The 15,829-nt window shown below is 70.0% G+C and carries 18 protein-coding genes; 12 read left to right on the forward strand and 6 right to left on the reverse strand.

What is annotated here, in order from left to right; genetic code table 11:
* Positions 1–4: 4 nt before the first annotated feature.
* Positions 5–1,006, reverse strand: a complete 1,002-nt coding sequence (locus IEX13_RS12525) for a KpsF/GutQ family sugar-phosphate isomerase (RefSeq protein ID WP_188664887.1) — start codon at positions 1,004–1,006, stop codon at positions 5–7.
* 70 nt (positions 1,007–1,076) lie between these two features.
* Here IEX13_RS12525 and IEX13_RS12530 point away from each other — a divergent pair, with 70 nt between their 5' ends.
* Positions 1,077–1,322: a BolA family protein gene (locus IEX13_RS12530; RefSeq protein WP_188664890.1), complete on the forward strand. Its 246-nt coding sequence runs from the start codon at positions 1,077–1,079 to the stop codon at positions 1,320–1,322.
* Positions 1,323–1,335: 13 nt separating this feature from the next.
* Complete coding sequence (murA, locus tag IEX13_RS12535; protein ID WP_188664894.1) at positions 1,336–2,595, forward strand: UDP-N-acetylglucosamine 1-carboxyvinyltransferase; 1,260 nt, start codon at positions 1,336–1,338, stop codon at positions 2,593–2,595.
* Here murA and IEX13_RS12540 read toward each other — a convergent pair.
* The 3 genes from IEX13_RS12540 to purM are packed head-to-tail and all read right to left on the reverse strand — an operon-like array spanning position 2,592 to position 5,042.
* Positions 2,592–3,308, reverse strand: a complete 717-nt coding sequence (locus IEX13_RS12540; RefSeq protein ID WP_188664897.1) for a DUF3108 domain-containing protein — start codon at positions 3,306–3,308, stop codon at positions 2,592–2,594. The two genes, murA and IEX13_RS12540, sit on opposite strands and share 4 nt — an antisense overlap.
* Positions 3,301–3,978, reverse strand: a complete 678-nt coding sequence (purN, locus tag IEX13_RS12545) for a phosphoribosylglycinamide formyltransferase (RefSeq protein ID WP_188664900.1) — start codon at positions 3,976–3,978, stop codon at positions 3,301–3,303. Before purN ends, IEX13_RS12540 begins: the two co-directional genes overlap by 8 nt.
* A gap of 2 nt (positions 3,979–3,980) precedes the next feature.
* Positions 3,981–5,042, reverse strand: a complete 1,062-nt coding sequence (gene purM, locus IEX13_RS12550; protein WP_425489106.1) for a phosphoribosylformylglycinamidine cyclo-ligase — start codon at positions 5,040–5,042, stop codon at positions 3,981–3,983.
* A gap of 86 nt (positions 5,043–5,128) precedes the next feature.
* Here purM and IEX13_RS12555 point away from each other — a divergent pair, with 86 nt between their 5' ends.
* The 10 genes from IEX13_RS12555 to IEX13_RS12600 all read left to right on the forward strand — a co-directional run bounded on the left by IEX13_RS12555 (position 5,129) and on the right by IEX13_RS12600 (position 14,523).
* Positions 5,129–6,316 (forward strand): DUF2066 domain-containing protein, encoded by a 1,188-nt coding sequence (locus IEX13_RS12555; RefSeq protein ID WP_188664906.1) that lies wholly within the window; start codon positions 5,129–5,131, stop codon positions 6,314–6,316.
* Positions 6,313–6,873: a CDP-alcohol phosphatidyltransferase family protein gene (locus IEX13_RS12560; RefSeq protein WP_188664909.1), complete on the forward strand. Its 561-nt coding sequence runs from the start codon at positions 6,313–6,315 to the stop codon at positions 6,871–6,873. The genes IEX13_RS12555 and IEX13_RS12560 overlap by 4 nt, the downstream gene beginning before the upstream one ends.
* Complete coding sequence (locus IEX13_RS12565) at positions 6,870–8,033, forward strand: AI-2E family transporter (RefSeq protein WP_188664912.1); 1,164 nt, start codon at positions 6,870–6,872, stop codon at positions 8,031–8,033. Before IEX13_RS12560 ends, IEX13_RS12565 begins: the two co-directional genes overlap by 4 nt.
* A complete protein-coding gene (hda, locus tag IEX13_RS12570; protein ID WP_188664915.1) occupies positions 8,030–8,722 on the forward strand; it encodes a DnaA regulatory inactivator Hda in 693 nt (230 codons plus the stop codon). Before IEX13_RS12565 ends, hda begins: the two co-directional genes overlap by 4 nt.
* Positions 8,719–9,717, forward strand: a complete 999-nt coding sequence (locus IEX13_RS12575) for an aminoglycoside phosphotransferase family protein (protein WP_188664918.1) — start codon at positions 8,719–8,721, stop codon at positions 9,715–9,717. The genes hda and IEX13_RS12575 overlap by 4 nt, the downstream gene beginning before the upstream one ends.
* A complete protein-coding gene (gene murU, locus IEX13_RS12580) occupies positions 9,714–10,400 on the forward strand; it encodes an N-acetylmuramate alpha-1-phosphate uridylyltransferase MurU (protein WP_188664921.1) in 687 nt (228 codons plus the stop codon). The genes IEX13_RS12575 and murU overlap by 4 nt, the downstream gene beginning before the upstream one ends.
* Before the next feature lie 134 nt (positions 10,401–10,534).
* The gene (locus IEX13_RS12585; RefSeq protein WP_188664922.1) at positions 10,535–11,644 is read left to right on the forward strand and encodes a GGDEF domain-containing protein; all 1,110 of its coding nucleotides are present in this window, start codon (positions 10,535–10,537) and stop codon (positions 11,642–11,644) included.
* Between the two features lie 36 nt (positions 11,645–11,680).
* The gene (locus IEX13_RS12590; RefSeq protein WP_188664925.1) at positions 11,681–13,090 is read left to right on the forward strand and encodes a mannose-1-phosphate guanylyltransferase/mannose-6-phosphate isomerase; all 1,410 of its coding nucleotides are present in this window, start codon (positions 11,681–11,683) and stop codon (positions 13,088–13,090) included.
* 82 nt (positions 13,091–13,172) lie between these two features.
* Positions 13,173–14,183 (forward strand): NAD-dependent epimerase, encoded by a 1,011-nt coding sequence (locus tag IEX13_RS12595; RefSeq protein WP_188664928.1) that lies wholly within the window; start codon positions 13,173–13,175, stop codon positions 14,181–14,183.
* 61 nt (positions 14,184–14,244) lie between these two features.
* Positions 14,245–14,523 carry a hypothetical protein gene (locus IEX13_RS12600; protein ID WP_188664931.1) on the forward strand — a complete coding sequence of 93 codons (279 nt, stop codon included), beginning with the start codon at positions 14,245–14,247 and terminating at the stop codon, positions 14,521–14,523.
* Here IEX13_RS12600 and IEX13_RS12605 read toward each other — a convergent pair.
* Entirely contained in the window at positions 14,462–15,613 is a 1,152-nt protein-coding gene (locus IEX13_RS12605) for a sensor histidine kinase (RefSeq protein ID WP_188664934.1), read from the reverse strand. The genes IEX13_RS12600 and IEX13_RS12605 overlap by 62 nt on opposite strands.
* The gene (locus IEX13_RS12610) at positions 15,610–15,780 is read right to left on the reverse strand and encodes a hypothetical protein (RefSeq protein ID WP_188664937.1); all 171 of its coding nucleotides are present in this window, start codon (positions 15,778–15,780) and stop codon (positions 15,610–15,612) included. The genes IEX13_RS12605 and IEX13_RS12610 overlap by 4 nt, the downstream gene beginning before the upstream one ends.
* Positions 15,781–15,829: the final 49 nt, after the last annotated feature.

Genomic DNA, 15,829 nt, shown 5'->3' on the forward strand with positions numbered 1-15,829 from the left:
GGGATCACACCACGCGTGCGCGCAACAGGTCATGAATGTTCAGGGCGCCGATCACCCGCCGCTGGGCGTCCAGCACGACCAGCGCGCTGATCTTGTGCTCCTCCATGAGGTGCGCCGCCTCGACCGCCAGGGCGTCGGCGCCGATGGCCTTGGGCGAGCGGCCCATCAGCTGGCTGACCGGCGTGGCCTTGAGGTCGGTGTCCTCGTCGTCCAGGCAGCGGCGCAGGTCGCCGTCGGTGAACACGCCCTGCAGCACGCCGTCGGCGTCCACGACGGCGGTCATGCCCAGGCGCTTGCGGGTCATTTCCAGCAGCGCCTCGGAGGTACTGGCGTGCACGTGCACCACCGGGACGTCGTCGCCGGTGTGCATGACGTCGCGAATGCGCAGCAGCAGGCGGCGGCCCAGCGCACCGGCCGGGTGCGAGCGGGCGAAGTCCTCGGCGGTGAACCCGCGGGCCTCCAGCAGGGCCACCGCCAGCGCGTCGCCCAGGGCCAGGGCGGCGGTGGTGGACGAGGTCGGCGCCAGGCCCAGCGGGCAGGCCTCGGCCGGCACGCTGGCGTCCAGGTGCACCTCGGCCAGGCGGGCCAGGCTGGAGGCGGGTCGGCCGGTCATCGAGATCAGCACGTTGCCCTGGCGCTTGAGCGAGGGGACGATGGACAGGATTTCGTCGCTTTCGCCGGAATTGGACAGCGCCAGCACCACGTCGGCGTCGGTCACCATGCCCAGGTCGCCGTGGTTGGCTTCGCCCGGGTGCATGAAGAACGCCGGCGTGCCGGTGGAAGCCAGGGTGGCGGCGATCTTGGTGGCGATATGGCCGGACTTGCCCATGCCGGTGCAGACCACCCGGCCGGTGCAGGCCAGGATATGCCGGCAGGCGGCGGCGAAGTCGGCGCCCAGGCCGCCTTTCACGGCTTCCAGGGCCTGTGCCTCGATGTCGATGACGGCGCGGCCACTGGCGATCAGGGCCTCGTCGGTGACTGCCAGGGCGGCTGGGGGGGCATTCATGGGCGGGCGCAGGGAGTATGATGCGGGGCCGCATTGTAAGGCCTGCGCGCCCGCCGCGCCCCGCTCGCCCATGAATCCCCAGATCATCCAGGAACTCATCGAAACCGGCCTGCCCGGCGCCAGTGCCCAGGTGCGCGGCGACGACGGGGTGCATTTCGAGGCCACCGTGGTGTCCGATGCCTTCGCCGGCAAGATGCCGCTGGCGCGCCACCGCATGGTCTATGCCACGCTGGGCGAAAAGATGGGCGGCGAGATCCACGCCCTGGCCCTGCGCACCCTGACTCCCGAAGAAGCCGACAAGGCCGCCCAGGCCTGAGACCCCAGACCACATGGCAAAGATCGTAATCACCGGCGGCGAGCCGCTAAACGGGGACGTGCAGATTTCCGGCGCCAAGAACGCCGTGCTGCCCATCCTGGCCGCCACCCTGCTGGCCGACGGCCCGATCTCGATCGGCAACGTGCCGCACCTGCACGACGTCACCACCACCATGGAACTGCTGGGCGCGATGGGCGTGCAGCTGATGGTGGATGAAAAGCTCACCATCACCGCCGACCCGCGCTTCATCACCTCCACCGTGGCGCCCTACGAGCTGGTGAAGACCATGCGCGCCTCGATCCTGGTGCTGGGTCCGCTGCTGGCCCGCTTCGGCCACGCCGAAGTGTCGCTGCCCGGTGGCTGCGCGATCGGTTCGCGCCCGGTCGAACAGCACATCCGCGGCCTGCAGGCGCTGGGCGCCGAGGTCAGCGTGGAGAACGGCTTCATCAAGGCCCGCGCCGAACGCCTGCGCGGCGGCCGCTACGTATTCGACATGATCACCGTCACCGGCACCGAGAACGTGCTGATGGCCGCGGCCCTGGCCAAGGGCACCACCGTGCTGGAGAACTGCGCGATGGAGCCGGAAGTCGTCGACCTGGCCAACTGCCTGATCGCCATGGGCGCCGACATCGAAGGCGCCGGCACCAACCGGATTGTCGTTCATGGCGTGGATCGCCTGGCCGGCATCCACTACGACGTGCTGCCCGACCGCATCGAAGCCGGCACCTTCCTGGTGGCCGGCGCCATGACCGGCGGCCGGGTCACCGCCCGCCGCACCCGCGCCGACACCATGGACGCGGTGCTGGTGAAGCTCGAAGAAGCCGGCGCCCACCTCACGGTGACCGCCGATTCGATCACCGTCGACATGCGCGGCAAGCGGCCCAGGTCGGTGAACCTGACCACGGCGCCGTACCCGGCCTTCCCGACCGACATGCAGGCGCAGTTCGCGGCCCTGAACACCATCGCCGACGGCGTCGGCGTGATCACGGAAACGATCTTCGAAAACCGGTTCATGCACCTCAACGAACTGCAGCGCCTGGGCGCCGACATCCGCATCGAGGGCAACACCGCCATCATCCGCGGCGTCGCCCAGATGACCGGCGCGCCGATGATGGCCACCGACCTGCGCGCCTCGGCGTCGCTGGTGCTCGCCGGCCTGGTCGCCAAGGGCGAAACCGTGGTCGACCGGATCTACCACATCGACCGCGGCTACGAGAACATCGAAGAAAAGCTCGGCACCCTGGGCGCCAAGATCCGGCGCCTGCCGAGCTAACGGATCGCGGTGATCCGCAGGTCCAGGGTTTCGCCGTCGGTTTCGTATTGTTTGATGCGCAGCGGCAGCCAGCCGTGGTTGCGGGCGAACCAGAGTTTGGTGATGCGGCCATTGTCGGCGCTTCGCTGGCGTTCCACCCGAAGCGCGCGCTGCGTGCCGATGGCGGTGCGCAGGCGCACCGCGGCGGCGACGCGGTAGGTCTGGGTTTCAACGCCACGGCGGCCGGCGACCGGGAACACCATCGAGCCGCGTTCACCCGCCGCCAGCGCCGCCATGATCGCCGCGGTGGTGCCGTGTGCGTCAAGCAGGCCGGCCGGGGCCGCGTAGGTCGCCGACTGGTCCTTCCAGCGGCTGTTCACCTGGCCGGTGGCGCGGTCCACCGAAAGCTGCTCCTCGCGGTTCTTCCAGCCGGCCTGCTGCTGCATGCGGTAGGCCACCAGCTCCAGGCCATTGCCGGTCCAGCGAAGCCGCGAACGCTCTTCGCGCTCAATGCCGGCCAGTGCCGCGAGGCCCTCGGTGGCCTGGCTGCGTGTCACCAGTTCGTAGACATCGTCGCCCACGCGCTGCAGCGACACCTGGCCGGTGCCGATGCGCTGGTCGTTGCGGCGCACTTCGTAGTCGGCGCTGAAAGGCTTGGGAGGCGACACGGCGCTGGCCAGCAGCGGCAGGGCCAGGGCGCAGACGGCGAATGCGCCGCGCAGGAACTTACGCATGCGCCGTCTCCCGCTGCAGCTGGTCGAGGGCATCCAGCCGCAGGGGCTGGTCGAGCGCCTGGCCGTCAAACAGCCAGCGGCCACCGGCCAGCCGGGCGCGGCCGCCGGCAATCGCGGTCGTGCAGGCCACCAGCAGGGCATGTTCACGCGGCGACAGGCGGTCGGCCAGCGATTCGGGTGTGTCGCCGACGCCCACGTCCAGGCGCACCTGCGCCAGTACCGGGCCGGCGTCCAGCGCCGGGATGACGGCGTGCACGCTGGCCCCGTGCTCGGCTTCCCCGGCGGCCAGGACGCGGGCGTGGGTGTCCAGGCCCGGATGGCGGGGCAGCAGGGATGGGTGCAGGTTGATCATGCGGTCCTCGAATCGGCGCACCGTGGTGTCGGTGATGATGCGTAGGTATCCCGCACATACGATGAGGTCGGGCTGAACATCCCCCACGGCGCTGAACAGCGCTTCATCGTGGGCGGCCCTGTCGGCGTAGTCGCGTGGCCTCAGGGCGACGGCGTGCAGGCCGCGTTCGCGGGCGATGGCGATGGCGCCGCAGCCGGGTTTGTCCGAAAACACGCCGACGATGCTGGCGGGCAGGCGGCCGTCGCCGATCGCGCGCAGCAGCGCGGCCAGGTTGCTGCCGCGGCCCGAGGCCAGTACCGCGATCCGGAATCCGGGCATCGTCAGCCGATGCGCACGCGCTCGGCGCCGGCCTTCACCACCTTGCCGATGGCGCGGTGCGCCAGGCCATGGCGCTGCAGGTCCGCCGACACGGCGGCGACGTCGCCCGGCGACAGCACCAGCACGAAGCCGATGCCGCAGTTGAAGGTGCGCCACATTTCCTCGCGCGCCACCGCGCCTTCGCGCTGCAGCCAGTCGAACACCGGCGGCAGTTCGATCGCCGAAGCCTCGATGTCCAGGCCCAGTCCGTCGGGGATGACGCGGATGATGTTTTCGGTGAGGCCGCCGCCGGTGATGTGGGCCATGGCGTGCAGCGCGTGCTTGCCCAGCAGGTCCAGCACCGGCTTCACGTACAGGGTGGTGGGTGCCATCAGCGCGTCCACCAGTTTGACGCCGCCGACGTCGAGGTCGGCCGGGCGACCGGCGCGGTCGTAGATGCGGCGGATCAGCGAGTAGCCGTTCGAGTGCGGGCCGGACGAGGCGATGCCCAGCAGTACGTCGCCTTCGCGCACCTTCGCGCCGTCGAGCAGCTGCGACTTTTCCACAGCGCCGACGGTGAAGCCGGCCAGGTCGTATTCGCCCGGGCCGTACATGTCGGGCATTTCCGCGGTTTCGCCGCCGATCAGGGCGCAGCCGGCGAGTTCGCAGCCCTTGGCGATGCCCGAAACGACGGCGACCGTGGTGTCGACGTCGAGTTTGCCGGTGGCGAAATAGTCCAGGAAGAACAGCGGCTCGGCGCCCTGCACCAGCACGTCGTTCACGCACATGCCGACCAGGTCGATGCCGATGCTGTCGTGGCGGCCCAGCTGCTGGGCCAGCTTGAGCTTGGTGCCGACGCCGTCGGTGCCCGACACCAGCACGGGTTCGCGGTACTTGCCGGCCAGGTCGAACAGGGCGCCGAAACCGCCCAGCCCGCCCATCACTTCCGGCCGGAAAGTGCGCTTGACCAGGGGTTTGATGCGCTCGACGAGTTCATTGCCGGCGTCGATATCAACACCCGCGTCGCGGTAGGTGAGGGGAGTGGGCGTGGTCACGGCAGGTCCGGCGCTGGGAAAGGCGGGCATTCTACCAGCCGGCCATGGCGCGGCCGACATGGACGCGCCGACGCCTATCCGGCACCATTCCAGCCTGCCCCGCACGCCCCGAGTCCATGCGCCCACGCCCCCACGCCCGTTTGTTCGTCGCCCTGATTGTCCTGCTGGCCGTGCCGTTCGCGGTCGTCCGGGCGCAGGTTCCCGAGCTGCCGCTGCCCGAAGAGTCCGCCGCCGGGGCCCCTGCCAGCGCGGCCGACCTGCTGGCCGACACCCAAGCCCCGCGCGACATGGCGCTGTACACCGGTGAAAGCGAGCTGCTGGGCCAGTCGGCCGGTGAACGCCGGGCCGCCACCGCCCGGGCCCTGGCCCAGGTGCTGGTGAAGGTGACCGGCAACCCGCTGGCCGCCGCCAACCCGGTGGTGCGCCGCGCCCTGCCCAAGGCCGCCAGCTTCGTGCGCGAGGAACGCACCTCCGAAGGCGCGTCCGACCAGCAGGGCAATACCGCCATCGGCGGCGCCCCGGTCTACAAGACCACGCTGCAGGTGCAGTTCGACCCCAACCGGGTGGACGCGCTGGTCGTGGGCGCCGGCCTTCCCTTCTGGGGGTCGGACCGCCCCAGCCCGATCCTGTGGCTGGCGATCGACGACGGCCGCGGCGCCCGGCTGGTCAATGCCAGCCAGATCAACGTGGTCAAGCCGCTGGCGACCCGCGGCACCGAACGCGGCCTGAGCTTCGGCCTGCCCGCGGGCAGCGCGGTCGAACAGGCCGCCGTGGACACCATCTGGGCCCGCAATCCCGGCCCGATGATGGCCCTGACCGAACGCTACGGCCACCAGACCCAACTGCTGGGCCGCCTGTTCCGCGAAGGCCAGGGCTGGACCGCCGATTGGGTGCTGACCCGTGGCGACACCGAGCTGTCCCGCTGGTCGTTTTCCGACCCCAGCGCCCAGCGCGCCCTGGCCTCGGGCGCGGACGGCGCCGCCGACGCCATCGCCCGCCGCGATGCCACCCGCGCCGACGTCGGTGAACCGGCCGTGCACCACGTGCTGATCACCGGCATGCGCCTGGCCGACGACTTCACCCGCGCCATGGGCTACCTGCAGACCCTGCCGGTGGTCCGCAACCTGAACGTCGAGGAAGCCACGCCCGACAGCCTGCGCCTGCGCCTGGACCTGGCGGTCGGGGTGCCGGCCTTCGAGGCCTTCCTGGCCGCGGGCGACGTGCTCGAGTCCGAAGGCCAGGCCGCCGCGCCCGTGCCCGGCATGGCTGAGCCGGCCGTGGCCCGCTACCGCCTGCGCCCATGACGCTCAGGCACCTGCCCAACGCCATCACCGGCCTGCGCCTGGCGATGGCGCCGGTGCTGCTGTGGCTGCTGTGGGCCGGGTACTTCCGGGAGGCCCTATGGGTGGCGGTGGTGGCCGGCGCCAGTGACGCGATTGACGGCCTGCTGGCCAAACGATTCGGCTGGCAAAGCCGGCTGGGCAGCCTGCTCGACCCGGTGGCCGACAAGCTGCTGCTTGGCTGTGCCTTCGTCGGCCTCTGGCTGGCCGGGGTCCTGCCGGCGTGGCTGGTCGCCCTGGTGCTGGCCCGCGACCTGGTGATCCTTGCCGGCGCCGTGGTCTGGTGGCGCCTGGCCGGTCCCTACGACGGCGAACCCAGCTGGCTGGGCAAGGCCACCACCGTGGCGCAAATCGTCCTTGTGCTGGTGTGCCTGGTCGACCGCGCCATCGGGGCGGTGCCGCTGAACCGGCTGATGGACGTGACGCTGGCCGTGGCCTTCCTTACTTTCCTCAGTGGCGTGGATTATGTTGTCCGCTATGGTGTGAAGGCCTGGCAGCACCGAGGAAAGCCCGCCGAATGAACACGACCCGTTTGCCCGACCCCTTCAGCGACCGCCGCCGCTGGCAGTGGCTGGCCCTGGCCGTGGTGGTGGGCGTGCTGGTGTGGCTGCTCAGCCCGATCCTCACCCCCTTCGTCATTTCGGCCCTGCTGGCCTGGCTGGGCGAGCCGCTGGTGCGCAGGATCGAACGCACCGGCCGGTCGCGCACCGCCGCGGTGTTGCTGGTGTTCACCCTGATGACCCTGGTGCTGGTGCTGGCGGTGCTGCTGCTGGTGCCGCTGATCGAAAGCCAGGTTTCGAAGTTCATCGACTGGCTGCCGCGCTTTGGCCAGTGGCTTACCGGTACCGCCGTGCCCTGGGCGGAGGGCCGCTTCAACGTCGAGCTGGCGGGATACATCGATCCGAGCCAGCTGATCGAACTGTTCAAGGAACACTGGCGCCAGGCCGGCGGCATCGCCGCCACGGTGATGGGCGAACTGTCCAAGTCGGGCATGGCCCTGGTCAGCTGGCTGGTGAACCTGGCGCTTATCCCGGTGGTGACCTTCTACTTCATGCGCGACGGCTCGGCGATGCTGGCCCGCGTGCAGGAGCTGCTGCCGCGCCCGGTGGAGCCCACCGTGACCAAGCTGGCGCACGAATCGGACCAGGTGCTGGGTGGCTTCATCCGCGGCCAGCTGAGCGTGATGATCGCGCTGGGCACCATCTATGCGATCGGCCTGACCGCCGTGGGCGTCGACCTGGGCATCCTGATCGGCCTGGTCGCCGGCCTGGTCAGCTTCGTGCCCTACCTGGGCGCCATCGTCGGCCTGGGCGCGGCGGTCATCGCCACCCTGGTCCAGCACGGCGACCTGATGCACCTGGCGCTGGTGCTGGGCGTGTTCGGCCTGGGCCAGCTGCTGGAAAGCTTCTGGCTGACGCCGTGGCTGGTGGGCGACAAGATCGGCCTGCATCCGGTGGCGGTGATTTTCGCGATCATGGCCGGTGGCCAGTTGTTCGGCTTCCTGGGCGTGCTGCTGGCGCTGCCGGTGGCGGCGGTGGCGGTGGTGGTCGGCCGTTACCTGCACGAGCGTTACACGCACAGCAAGCTTTACGGTGCCGACGACTCGCCCGTGGTCGTCGTGGGCGCGACCTCGGTCCCGACGGACGCCGGGACTGAAGTCCCTCCCACCCAAGACAAATGAATACCCCGCAGTTGCCGCTGGGCCTGCGTGCGCCGCCGGACCAGCGCCTCGACGCCTTCTTGGGCAACGCCGCCGCACGCGCGGCCATGCACGCCGCTGCGACCGGGGCGTCGCAGGAATGGCTGTACCTGGCCGGACCCGCCGGCAGCGGCAAGAGCCACCTGCTGCTGGCCGCCTGCGCCGAGGCCGTGGCCGCCGGCCGCCGCGCCGCCTACCTGCCCATGGCGGCCTTCGCCGGCCGCCTGGCCGCCGGCCTGGCCCAGCAGGAAAACGCCGACCTGCTGTGCCTGGACGGACTGGAGGCGATCGCGGGCCACGCCGAAGACGAAGAGGCCTTGTTCCATTTCCACAACCGCGCCCGTGCCGATGCCGGCGCGGTGGTTTATGCCGCGCGCGCCAACCCGGGCGACATCGGCCTCGAGCTGCGCGACCTGCAAACGCGCCTGGGCCAGTGCGCGCGCATCACCCTGGACGCCCTGGACGAAGCCGGCCGTCGTGACCTGTTGCGCCAGCGCGCCGCCCGCCGCGGCCTGGAGCTCGACGACGCCGTGCTGGACTACCTGCTTCGGCGCGTCGACCGCGACATCGCCAGCCTTACCCGCCTGCTCGACCAGCTCGACCGCGCCAGCCTCGCCGCCCAGCGCCGCATCACCATCCCCTTCCTCCGCCAACACCTGGAACGCGCATGAGCCTGCCTGATCGCAGTGAGTTGCGGCTGCAGTGGACCCGCCAGGCGCTGGCGGATCCGGACGCGCCGCTGGAGCGCGCCTCCAATGACGCGAGTTTCCGCAGCTACTGGCGGACGCAGTCGGCGGGGCGCGCCTGGATCGTGATGGATGCGCCGCCGGACAAGGAAGACATCAAGCCGTGGCTGGAAGTCGCCCAGCGCCTGGCGCGCGCCGGCCTGCACGTGCCCGACGTCCAGGCCGCCGACCCGCAGCGTGGTTTCGTGCTGATGGAAGACCTCGGCGACCGCATCGTGCTGCCCGAACTCAACCCCACCACGGTGGACCGCCTCTACGGCGAGGCCATGGACGCGCTGCTGGCCATGCAGCAGAAGGCGGACACCGCAGGGCTGCCCGACTACGACGAGGCGCGCCTGGTGGCCGAGATGGAGCTGATGCCGGAATGGTTCCTCAAGCGCCACCTGGGCTTCGTGGCGGAGTGCGAACAGTGGGACATCATTGAGTCCGCCTTCCGCGCGCTGGTGACCAGCGCCCAGGCGCAGCCACAGGTGTTCGTGCACCGCGACTACCACTCGCGCAACCTGTTGGTCACCGAAGACCACTCGCCGGGCGTCATCGATTTCCAGGACGCCGTGCGCGGCCCGATCACCTACGACCTTGTCTCGCTGCTGCGCGACAGCTACGTCGAATGGCCCAACGATCGCGTCGAACGCTGGGCCGGCGAGTACCGCGAAAGACTCGCCGCGGCCGGCGTGCAGGTGCCCGACGCAAAAACCTTCCAACGCGCCTTCGACCTGATGGGCCTTCAGCGCCACATCAAGGTGCTGGGCATCTTCTGCCGGCTCTGGTACCGCGACGGCAAGGCCGGATACCTGCAGGACCTGCCGCTGGTGTGGAAATACACCCGCGAGGTCGGCCTGCGCCATCCCGAAACCGCCCCGCTGGTGGCGCTGATAGAAAGCGCCATCGGCGATCGCGACATCACCCAACCCGCATGAAGGCCCTGGTCTTCGCCGCCGGCAAGGGCGAGCGCATGCGCCCGCTGACCGACACCACGCCAAAGCCGCTGCTGCCCGTGCGCGGCAAACCGCTGATCGCGTGGCACCTGGAAAAACTCGCAGCGCTGGGCGTGCACGACGTGGTCGTCAACACCTCGTGGCTGGCCGAGGCCTTCGAGCCGGCGCTGGGGCAGGGCGAGCGCTGGGGACTGCGCCTGCACTATTCGCACGAAGGCCCCGAGCCGCTGGAAACCGGCGGTGGCATGCTGCACGCCCTGCCGCGCCTGGGCAGCGAACCTTTCCTGGCGGTGAACGCCGACATCTGGTGCGACTACGATTTCGCGCGCCTGCCACGCGAACCCGCCGGCCTGGCCCACCTGGTCCTGGTGGACAACCCCGCGCACAACCCCGAGGGCGACTTCGCCCTGCTCGACGATGGCAGCATGCAGCCCGCGGGCCACCAGCGGCTCACCTTCTCGGGCATTGGCCTGTACCGGCCGGCGCTGTTCGCCAACTGGCGCAGCGTCATCGGTGCCGCAGCCGGGGCCGAGCTCGAGCCCCCGCGATTCCGCCTGGCCCCCCTGCTTCGCGCCGCGATGCGTGCGGGCCAGGTCACCGGCGAGCACCACCGCGGCACCTGGACCGACGTCGGCACCCCCGAGCGGCTGGCTGCCCTGGGCTAGGCCAGCGCCGATCCGCGCAGCCGGTCACGAACCGGCACGTGCACCGGGCCTGGTTTAGCGCCGGGTCAGGCTGGCCGGCCTTCCTGTGACTTGTTTCCTTGAACCGGTCCGCGAAATCGCCGCTAATGCAAAGGATGCTCAAGACCACCGCCCGCTCCGCGCAGCTGATGCTCTGCCACGTCCTCGAGGGCGACCTGGCGGGTTTGCCCGCGCACGAGCGGCGCGAACAGTACCGCCGCCAGATCCAGATGCTGCACGGGGCAATGAGCAAGCTGCTGCTGGCCATGGCTGTCCTGGCGGCCCTGGTCCTGGCCTACGAAGCCTTCGTGCTGCCGTCGCTGCCGTCGCGGCTTGTGCTGCAGGCGGGCGGCGTGGCGCTGCTGGTGGCCATGGCGGTGCGTTATCGCACGGTGGTGTCCATCCGCCGCCGCCGCGCGCTGGGCCTTGTTTTCCTCGCGCTGCTGCTGGCCTGCCTGGCCATGGCTGCCTTGGAGTGGACCGGGCCCTCGCTCCTGCCCATGGCGGTATTCCTGCTGCTGCCGGTCACCTGGCTGCCGCTGCTGGTGAAGCCGCCCATCACCTTCGGTGGCCTGGCGCTGTGCACCGCGGTGGTGGTCGCCCTGCTGCTGGAATCCTCGGCACCGGGGGGCGAAGTGCGGCTGTTCGGGTTCTATTACCTGCTCAGCACCGGCGCCGGCCTGGTGCTGCGCCGCGCACGCAGCAACCTGGCCGCCCGCCTGGACAGGCAGGTTGAATCCCTGTGGCAGCGCGCCGTCAGCGACCCACTGACCGGCCTGCTCAACCGCCAGGGCTGGCTGAACCTCGCCGGCACCGCCATGGCCGAAGCCCTGGGCGAAGGCAAGCAGCCGGCGGTGCTTTTCATCGACGTCGACCACTTCAAGCGCACCAACGACGAACACGGCCACCTGGCCGGAGACGACCTGCTGCGTGCCCTGGGCCAGATCATCGACGCCCGCATCGGCCCGGGCGAATACTGCGCCCGGCTGGGCGGCGAAGAGTTCGCCTGCCTGCTGCCCGACTCGTCGGTGGAAGACGCCCGGCGCTTCGCCGAACGCCTGGCCGGCGACTACCGCCTGCGGGCCCGCGACTACAATTCCACCCTGAGCATCGGCATCGCCACCCACGAAGATGGCGACGTGCTCAACGACCTGCTGGCCCGCGCCGACGCGGCGCTTTACCAGGCCAAACGTTGCGGCCGCGACCAGGTGGTCTTCGGCCGCTGAGTGCCTGTCCCAGGCGACCGTGGCAAGATGTCGGCCATGACCGAACTTGTCCCCGTCCTGCTTTCCGGCGGCTCCGGCACCCGACTGTGGCCGCTGTCGCGCGAAACCCATCCCAAGCAGTTCCAGCCGCTGGTGGGTGAAAAGTCGCTGCTGCAGGCCACCTGGGAACGCCTCGAGGGCCTGGACGGGCTGGCCGCGCCCATCGTGGTGGCGAACGAAGAACACCGCTTCATGGTGGCCGAACAGCTGCGCCAGGCCGGCGCGGTGCCTTCGGCCATCGTGCTCGAACCGGTGGGCCGCAACACCGCCCCGGCGATTGCCGTTGCCGCGCTGCAGGCCCGAGCCGGCGGTGCCGATCCGCTGCTGCTGGTGCTGCCTTCGGACCATGTCATCGCCGACCAAGCCGGTTTCCGCGCCGCCGTGCAGGCCGCGTGTGCGGCGGCGGGCGAGGGCGCGCTGGTCACGTTCGGCATCGTGCCCACCGGCCCGGAAACCGGCTACGGCTACATCAAGGCCGGCTCCGCGGGGTCGAACGTGCAGAAGGTCGAAGCCTTCGTCGAAAAACCCGACAAGGCCACCGCGGAAACCTACGTCGCCAGCGGGGACTATTTCTGGAACTCCGGCATGTTCCTTTTCCGCGCCTCGAGCTACCTGGCCGAACTGGAAAAACACGCGCCGGCCATGGTCGCCGCCGCCAGCGAATCGCTTGAAAAGGCGAAGCGCGACGTCGATTTCCTGCGCCTGGACCGCGACGCGTTCGAGGCCTGTCCGGCCGATTCCATCGACTACGCCGTGATGGAAAAGACCGACAAGGCCGCCGTGCTGCCCATCAGCGTGGGCTGGAACGACGTGGGCAGCTGGAAGGCCCTGTGGGAAATCGCCGACCAGGATGCCGACGGCAATGCCCACCACGGCGACGTGATCGCGCTTGATTGCCGCAACACCCTGGCCTGGGGCGGCCGCAGGCTGGTCAGCCTGCTCGGGCTGGACGACGTGATCGTGGTGGACACCGACGACGCGCTGCTGGTGGCGGCGCGCGACCAGGTGCAGGAAGTGAAGGCGATCGTCGCCCGCCTGAAGGACGAGGGCAGGCCCCAGGCCAGCATCCACCGCAAGGTCTACCGGCCCTGGGGCAGCTACGACGGCATTGATGGCGGCGAACGTTTCCAGGTCAAGCGCATCGTGGTCAAGCCCGGCGCGGCGCTCAGCCTGCAGATGCACCACCACCGCGCCGAACACTGGATCGTGGTCAGCGGCTCCGCCCGCGTCACCTGCGGCGACGAAGTCTTCCTGCTGTCCGAGAACCAGAGCACCTACATTCCGCTGGGCAGCAAGCACCGGCTGGAAAACCCCGGGAAAGTACCGCTGGAACTGATCGAGGTGCAGTCGGGCAGCTACCTGGGTGAAGACGACATCGTGCGTTTCGAGGACGTGTACGGGCGATGACAAGTCTTTGGAAACAGGGTCCGCGGCAGGCCCGGGTTGCGATGGCGGGCCTGGGTTGCATCGGTCGCGCCAGGGTAAGCCCATGACCATTGTTGTCAGCGGAACGGCGGGTTTCATCGGCTTCCACGTTGCCAAGGCCCTGCTGGGCCGGGGCGCGCAGGTGGTCGGCGTCGACAACCTCAACGACTATTACGACCCCTCGCTCAAGCGCGCGCGCCTCGCCCGGCTCGAGGGGCTGCCGGGTTATGCACATGTCACCGCCGACCTGGCCGACAGGACCGCGATCGAGGACCTGTTCGCGAAGGCGCGGCCCAGCCGCGTGGTGCACCTGGCCGCGCAGGCGGGAGTGCGCTATGCCGCCACCAACCCGCATGCCTACGTCTCGAGCAATGTCGTGGGCTTCCTCCATGTTCTCGAGGCGTGCCGCAGCCACCAGGTCCAACACCTGGTCTATGCATCCACCAGTTCGGTGTACGGCGCCAACAGCACGCTGCCGTTCTCCGAACACGACTCCACCGAGCACCCGCTCACCCTGTACGCGGCCACCAAGAAGGCCAACGAGCAGATGGCGCACAGTTATGCCCACCTGTACGGCATCCCGTGCACGGGGCTGCGCTTTTTCACCGTCTACGGGCCCTGGGGCCGGCCGGACATGGCGCCCATCCTTTTTGCCAGGGCGATCTCGGAAGGCCGGCCGATCAAGGTGTTCAACCACGGCCAGCATTCGCGCAGCTTCACCTTCATCGACGACATCGTCGAAGGGGTCGTGCGCACCCTGGATGTCCCGCCCGGCCGGAACGCCGGGTGGAGCAGCCGCGACCCCGACCCCGCGACAAGTGGCGTCGCGCCCTATCGGATCTACAACATCGGCCACGAACAGCCGGTGCAGCTGCTTCATTTCATTGAACTGCTCGAACGCAACCTGGGCCGCAAGGCGGTGATGGAGATGCTGCCCCTGCAGGCGGGCGACGTTCCCGACACCGAGGCCGACGTGTCCGACCTGATTGCCGACATCGGCTACCGGCCGGTCGTGTCGGTCGAGGAGGGCGTGGCCAGGTTCGTGGCGTGGTACCGGGAGTACTACGGCAGCTGAAACGCGGGCAGCGGGCCTGGCGCCGTGTCCCGCGGTTGCCCGAAGCTGCGTTGTATGAGGCATGGACGGAAATGAGCGGGACCACGGCAGCGCCGTGGAGGAGGTCGCGCTGGTGGTGTTGTCGCACTCGCGGCTGCGCGACAAGCCGGCGCATACGCTGGAATCGCTGCGCATCTTCCTGCGCGGGCAAGCCGCGCAGGTTTATGCCGAACTACGTGCCGGGCGCCCGGTGGTGGTGCGTTCCGGTCCGCGGCTAAAAGTGGAGCCGCTGGCCAGTTCTATGGCCGACCAGGGCTTCGGCGTGCAGGTGCGGCGGGTGAGGCTGGCAGCGTCAGCGTAAAGCTGGCGCCTTCATTGGGCCGTCCTTCCGCGCGCAGGCTGCCGCCCAGGCCCTGGGCCAGGCGCTGGCTGGTGGCCAGGCCCAGGCCGGCGCCGGGGTATTTGTGTTTGTCGTGCAGGCGCATGAAGGGTTCGAACAAGCGGCTTGCATGCTCGGGAGCGAAGCCGGTGCCGTTGTCGCGTACGCGCAGCCACCAGGTCGGGACGTCGGCAGGCTCGAGCCTGCCGCCTTCGATGTGCAACTCGGGCACCACGCCGTCGCGGCGATACTTGATGGCGTTGCCCAGCAGGTTCTGCAGCACCTGGCCGACGGCGGTGGCGTCCACGTCCACTTCCGGCAGCTCGCCCAGGATCACTTCGGCCGCCGCCGCGGCGATGTGGCGGTCGAAGTCGGCCAGCACCTGTTCGACGACCCGGGCCAGCGGCTTGCGCGGGCCGTCTTCGTGGGCCTGGCCGGTGCGGGCCAGCTGCAGCAGGCCGTCGATCATGCCCTGCATGCGCTCGGCCGCGGCCAGCATGCGCGCCACGTAGTCACGGTCGCTCGGGTGCAGCTGGCTGCGCTGGCTGTGCAGCAGGCGGTCGCCGAAGGCGCGCACCTTGCGGGTGGGCTCGGAAAGATCGTGCGCGGCACTGGCGGCGAAGCGGTCCAGGTCGGCATTGGCGCGCTCGAGGTGGCTGCGGGCATGTTCGGCTTCGCGGCGGGCGCGCTGCAGTTCGCGTTCGTGGTCGGTGCGGCGCGGCGCCGGCAGGATGGCGCAGCGCACGATGGCGTCGGCGCCCTGGCCCTCGCGGCGGGCGGAAATAAGCACGGGCAGTTCACTGCCGTCGACATGCTGCAGGTCCAGCGCGATTTCATCGGCCTGGCCGTGGCCCATCAGCAGCGGCAGCACATAGGTGCGCAGGAACATCGCGCTGCCGGCGGTCAGCAGGGTTTCCACGCGACCGCCCATTACCTGGCGGCGGTTCCGGCCCACCAGCGCCAGCAGGCGGGCATTGCTCGCGCACACGCGCCCGGAGGCGTCGAAGCACAGCAGCGCGCAGGGCAGGGTGTCGAGCACGTCCTCGGTGGGGCGGTCGAGGGCGCGGTTCATGCGGCAAGGCTCTCGCGCAGGGCGCGCGTATCGTGGTGGCGAGGGCGGGCCTGGAAGTCGGCGGCGCGGTACGGGTCGTCGGGTTGTGCGTGCTCGAGATGGACGTCGAACAGCACCATGCGGTGGCGGGCCAGGAAGTCTTGGGCGGGGGTCAGGGCCAGGGTCATCGCGGTCCGGAGGCAAGGCGACGGGCCGCGGACACAGGGTGCGCGGGCT

This window comes from Arenimonas soli, assembly GCF_014643775.1.
In the GTDB taxonomy this organism is placed as follows: Bacteria; Pseudomonadota; Gammaproteobacteria; order Xanthomonadales; family Xanthomonadaceae; genus Arenimonas; species Arenimonas soli.

What these genes read in the sequence shown, in the direction of transcription:
- IEX13_RS12600 (WP_188664931.1), top strand. Translation starts at nt 14,245, where the DNA reads ATGGACGGAAATGAGCGGGACCACGGCAGCGCCGTGGAGGAGGTCGCG.
- murA (WP_188664894.1), top strand. Translation starts at nt 1,336, where the DNA reads ATGGCAAAGATCGTAATCACCGGCGGCGAGCCGCTAAACGGGGACGTG.
- IEX13_RS12605 (WP_188664934.1), bottom strand. Translation starts at nt 15,613, where the DNA reads ATGAACCGCGCCCTCGACCGCCCCACCGAGGACGTGCTCGACACCCTG.
- purN (WP_188664900.1), bottom strand. Translation starts at nt 3,978, where the DNA reads ATGCCCGGATTCCGGATCGCGGTACTGGCCTCGGGCCGCGGCAGCAAC.
- IEX13_RS12610 (WP_188664937.1), bottom strand. Translation starts at nt 15,780, where the DNA reads ATGACCCTGGCCCTGACCCCCGCCCAAGACTTCCTGGCCCGCCACCGC.
- IEX13_RS12595 (WP_188664928.1), top strand. Translation starts at nt 13,173, where the DNA reads ATGACCATTGTTGTCAGCGGAACGGCGGGTTTCATCGGCTTCCACGTT.
- IEX13_RS12555 (WP_188664906.1), top strand. Translation starts at nt 5,129, where the DNA reads ATGCGCCCACGCCCCCACGCCCGTTTGTTCGTCGCCCTGATTGTCCTG.
- murU (WP_188664921.1), top strand. Translation starts at nt 9,714, where the DNA reads ATGAAGGCCCTGGTCTTCGCCGCCGGCAAGGGCGAGCGCATGCGCCCG.
- IEX13_RS12560 (WP_188664909.1), top strand. Translation starts at nt 6,313, where the DNA reads ATGACGCTCAGGCACCTGCCCAACGCCATCACCGGCCTGCGCCTGGCG.
- hda (WP_188664915.1), top strand. Translation starts at nt 8,030, where the DNA reads ATGAATACCCCGCAGTTGCCGCTGGGCCTGCGTGCGCCGCCGGACCAG.
- IEX13_RS12525 (WP_188664887.1), bottom strand. Translation starts at nt 1,006, where the DNA reads ATGAATGCCCCCCCAGCCGCCCTGGCAGTCACCGACGAGGCCCTGATC.
- IEX13_RS12590 (WP_188664925.1), top strand. Translation starts at nt 11,681, where the DNA reads ATGACCGAACTTGTCCCCGTCCTGCTTTCCGGCGGCTCCGGCACCCGA.
- IEX13_RS12565 (WP_188664912.1), top strand. Translation starts at nt 6,870, where the DNA reads ATGAACACGACCCGTTTGCCCGACCCCTTCAGCGACCGCCGCCGCTGG.
- IEX13_RS12585 (WP_188664922.1), top strand. Translation starts at nt 10,535, where the DNA reads ATGCTCAAGACCACCGCCCGCTCCGCGCAGCTGATGCTCTGCCACGTC.
- purM (WP_425489106.1), bottom strand. Translation starts at nt 5,042, where the DNA reads ATGCCCGCCTTTCCCAGCGCCGGACCTGCCGTGACCACGCCCACTCCC.
- IEX13_RS12540 (WP_188664897.1), bottom strand. Translation starts at nt 3,308, where the DNA reads ATGCGTAAGTTCCTGCGCGGCGCATTCGCCGTCTGCGCCCTGGCCCTG.
- IEX13_RS12575 (WP_188664918.1), top strand. Translation starts at nt 8,719, where the DNA reads ATGAGCCTGCCTGATCGCAGTGAGTTGCGGCTGCAGTGGACCCGCCAG.
- IEX13_RS12530 (WP_188664890.1), top strand. Translation starts at nt 1,077, where the DNA reads ATGAATCCCCAGATCATCCAGGAACTCATCGAAACCGGCCTGCCCGGC.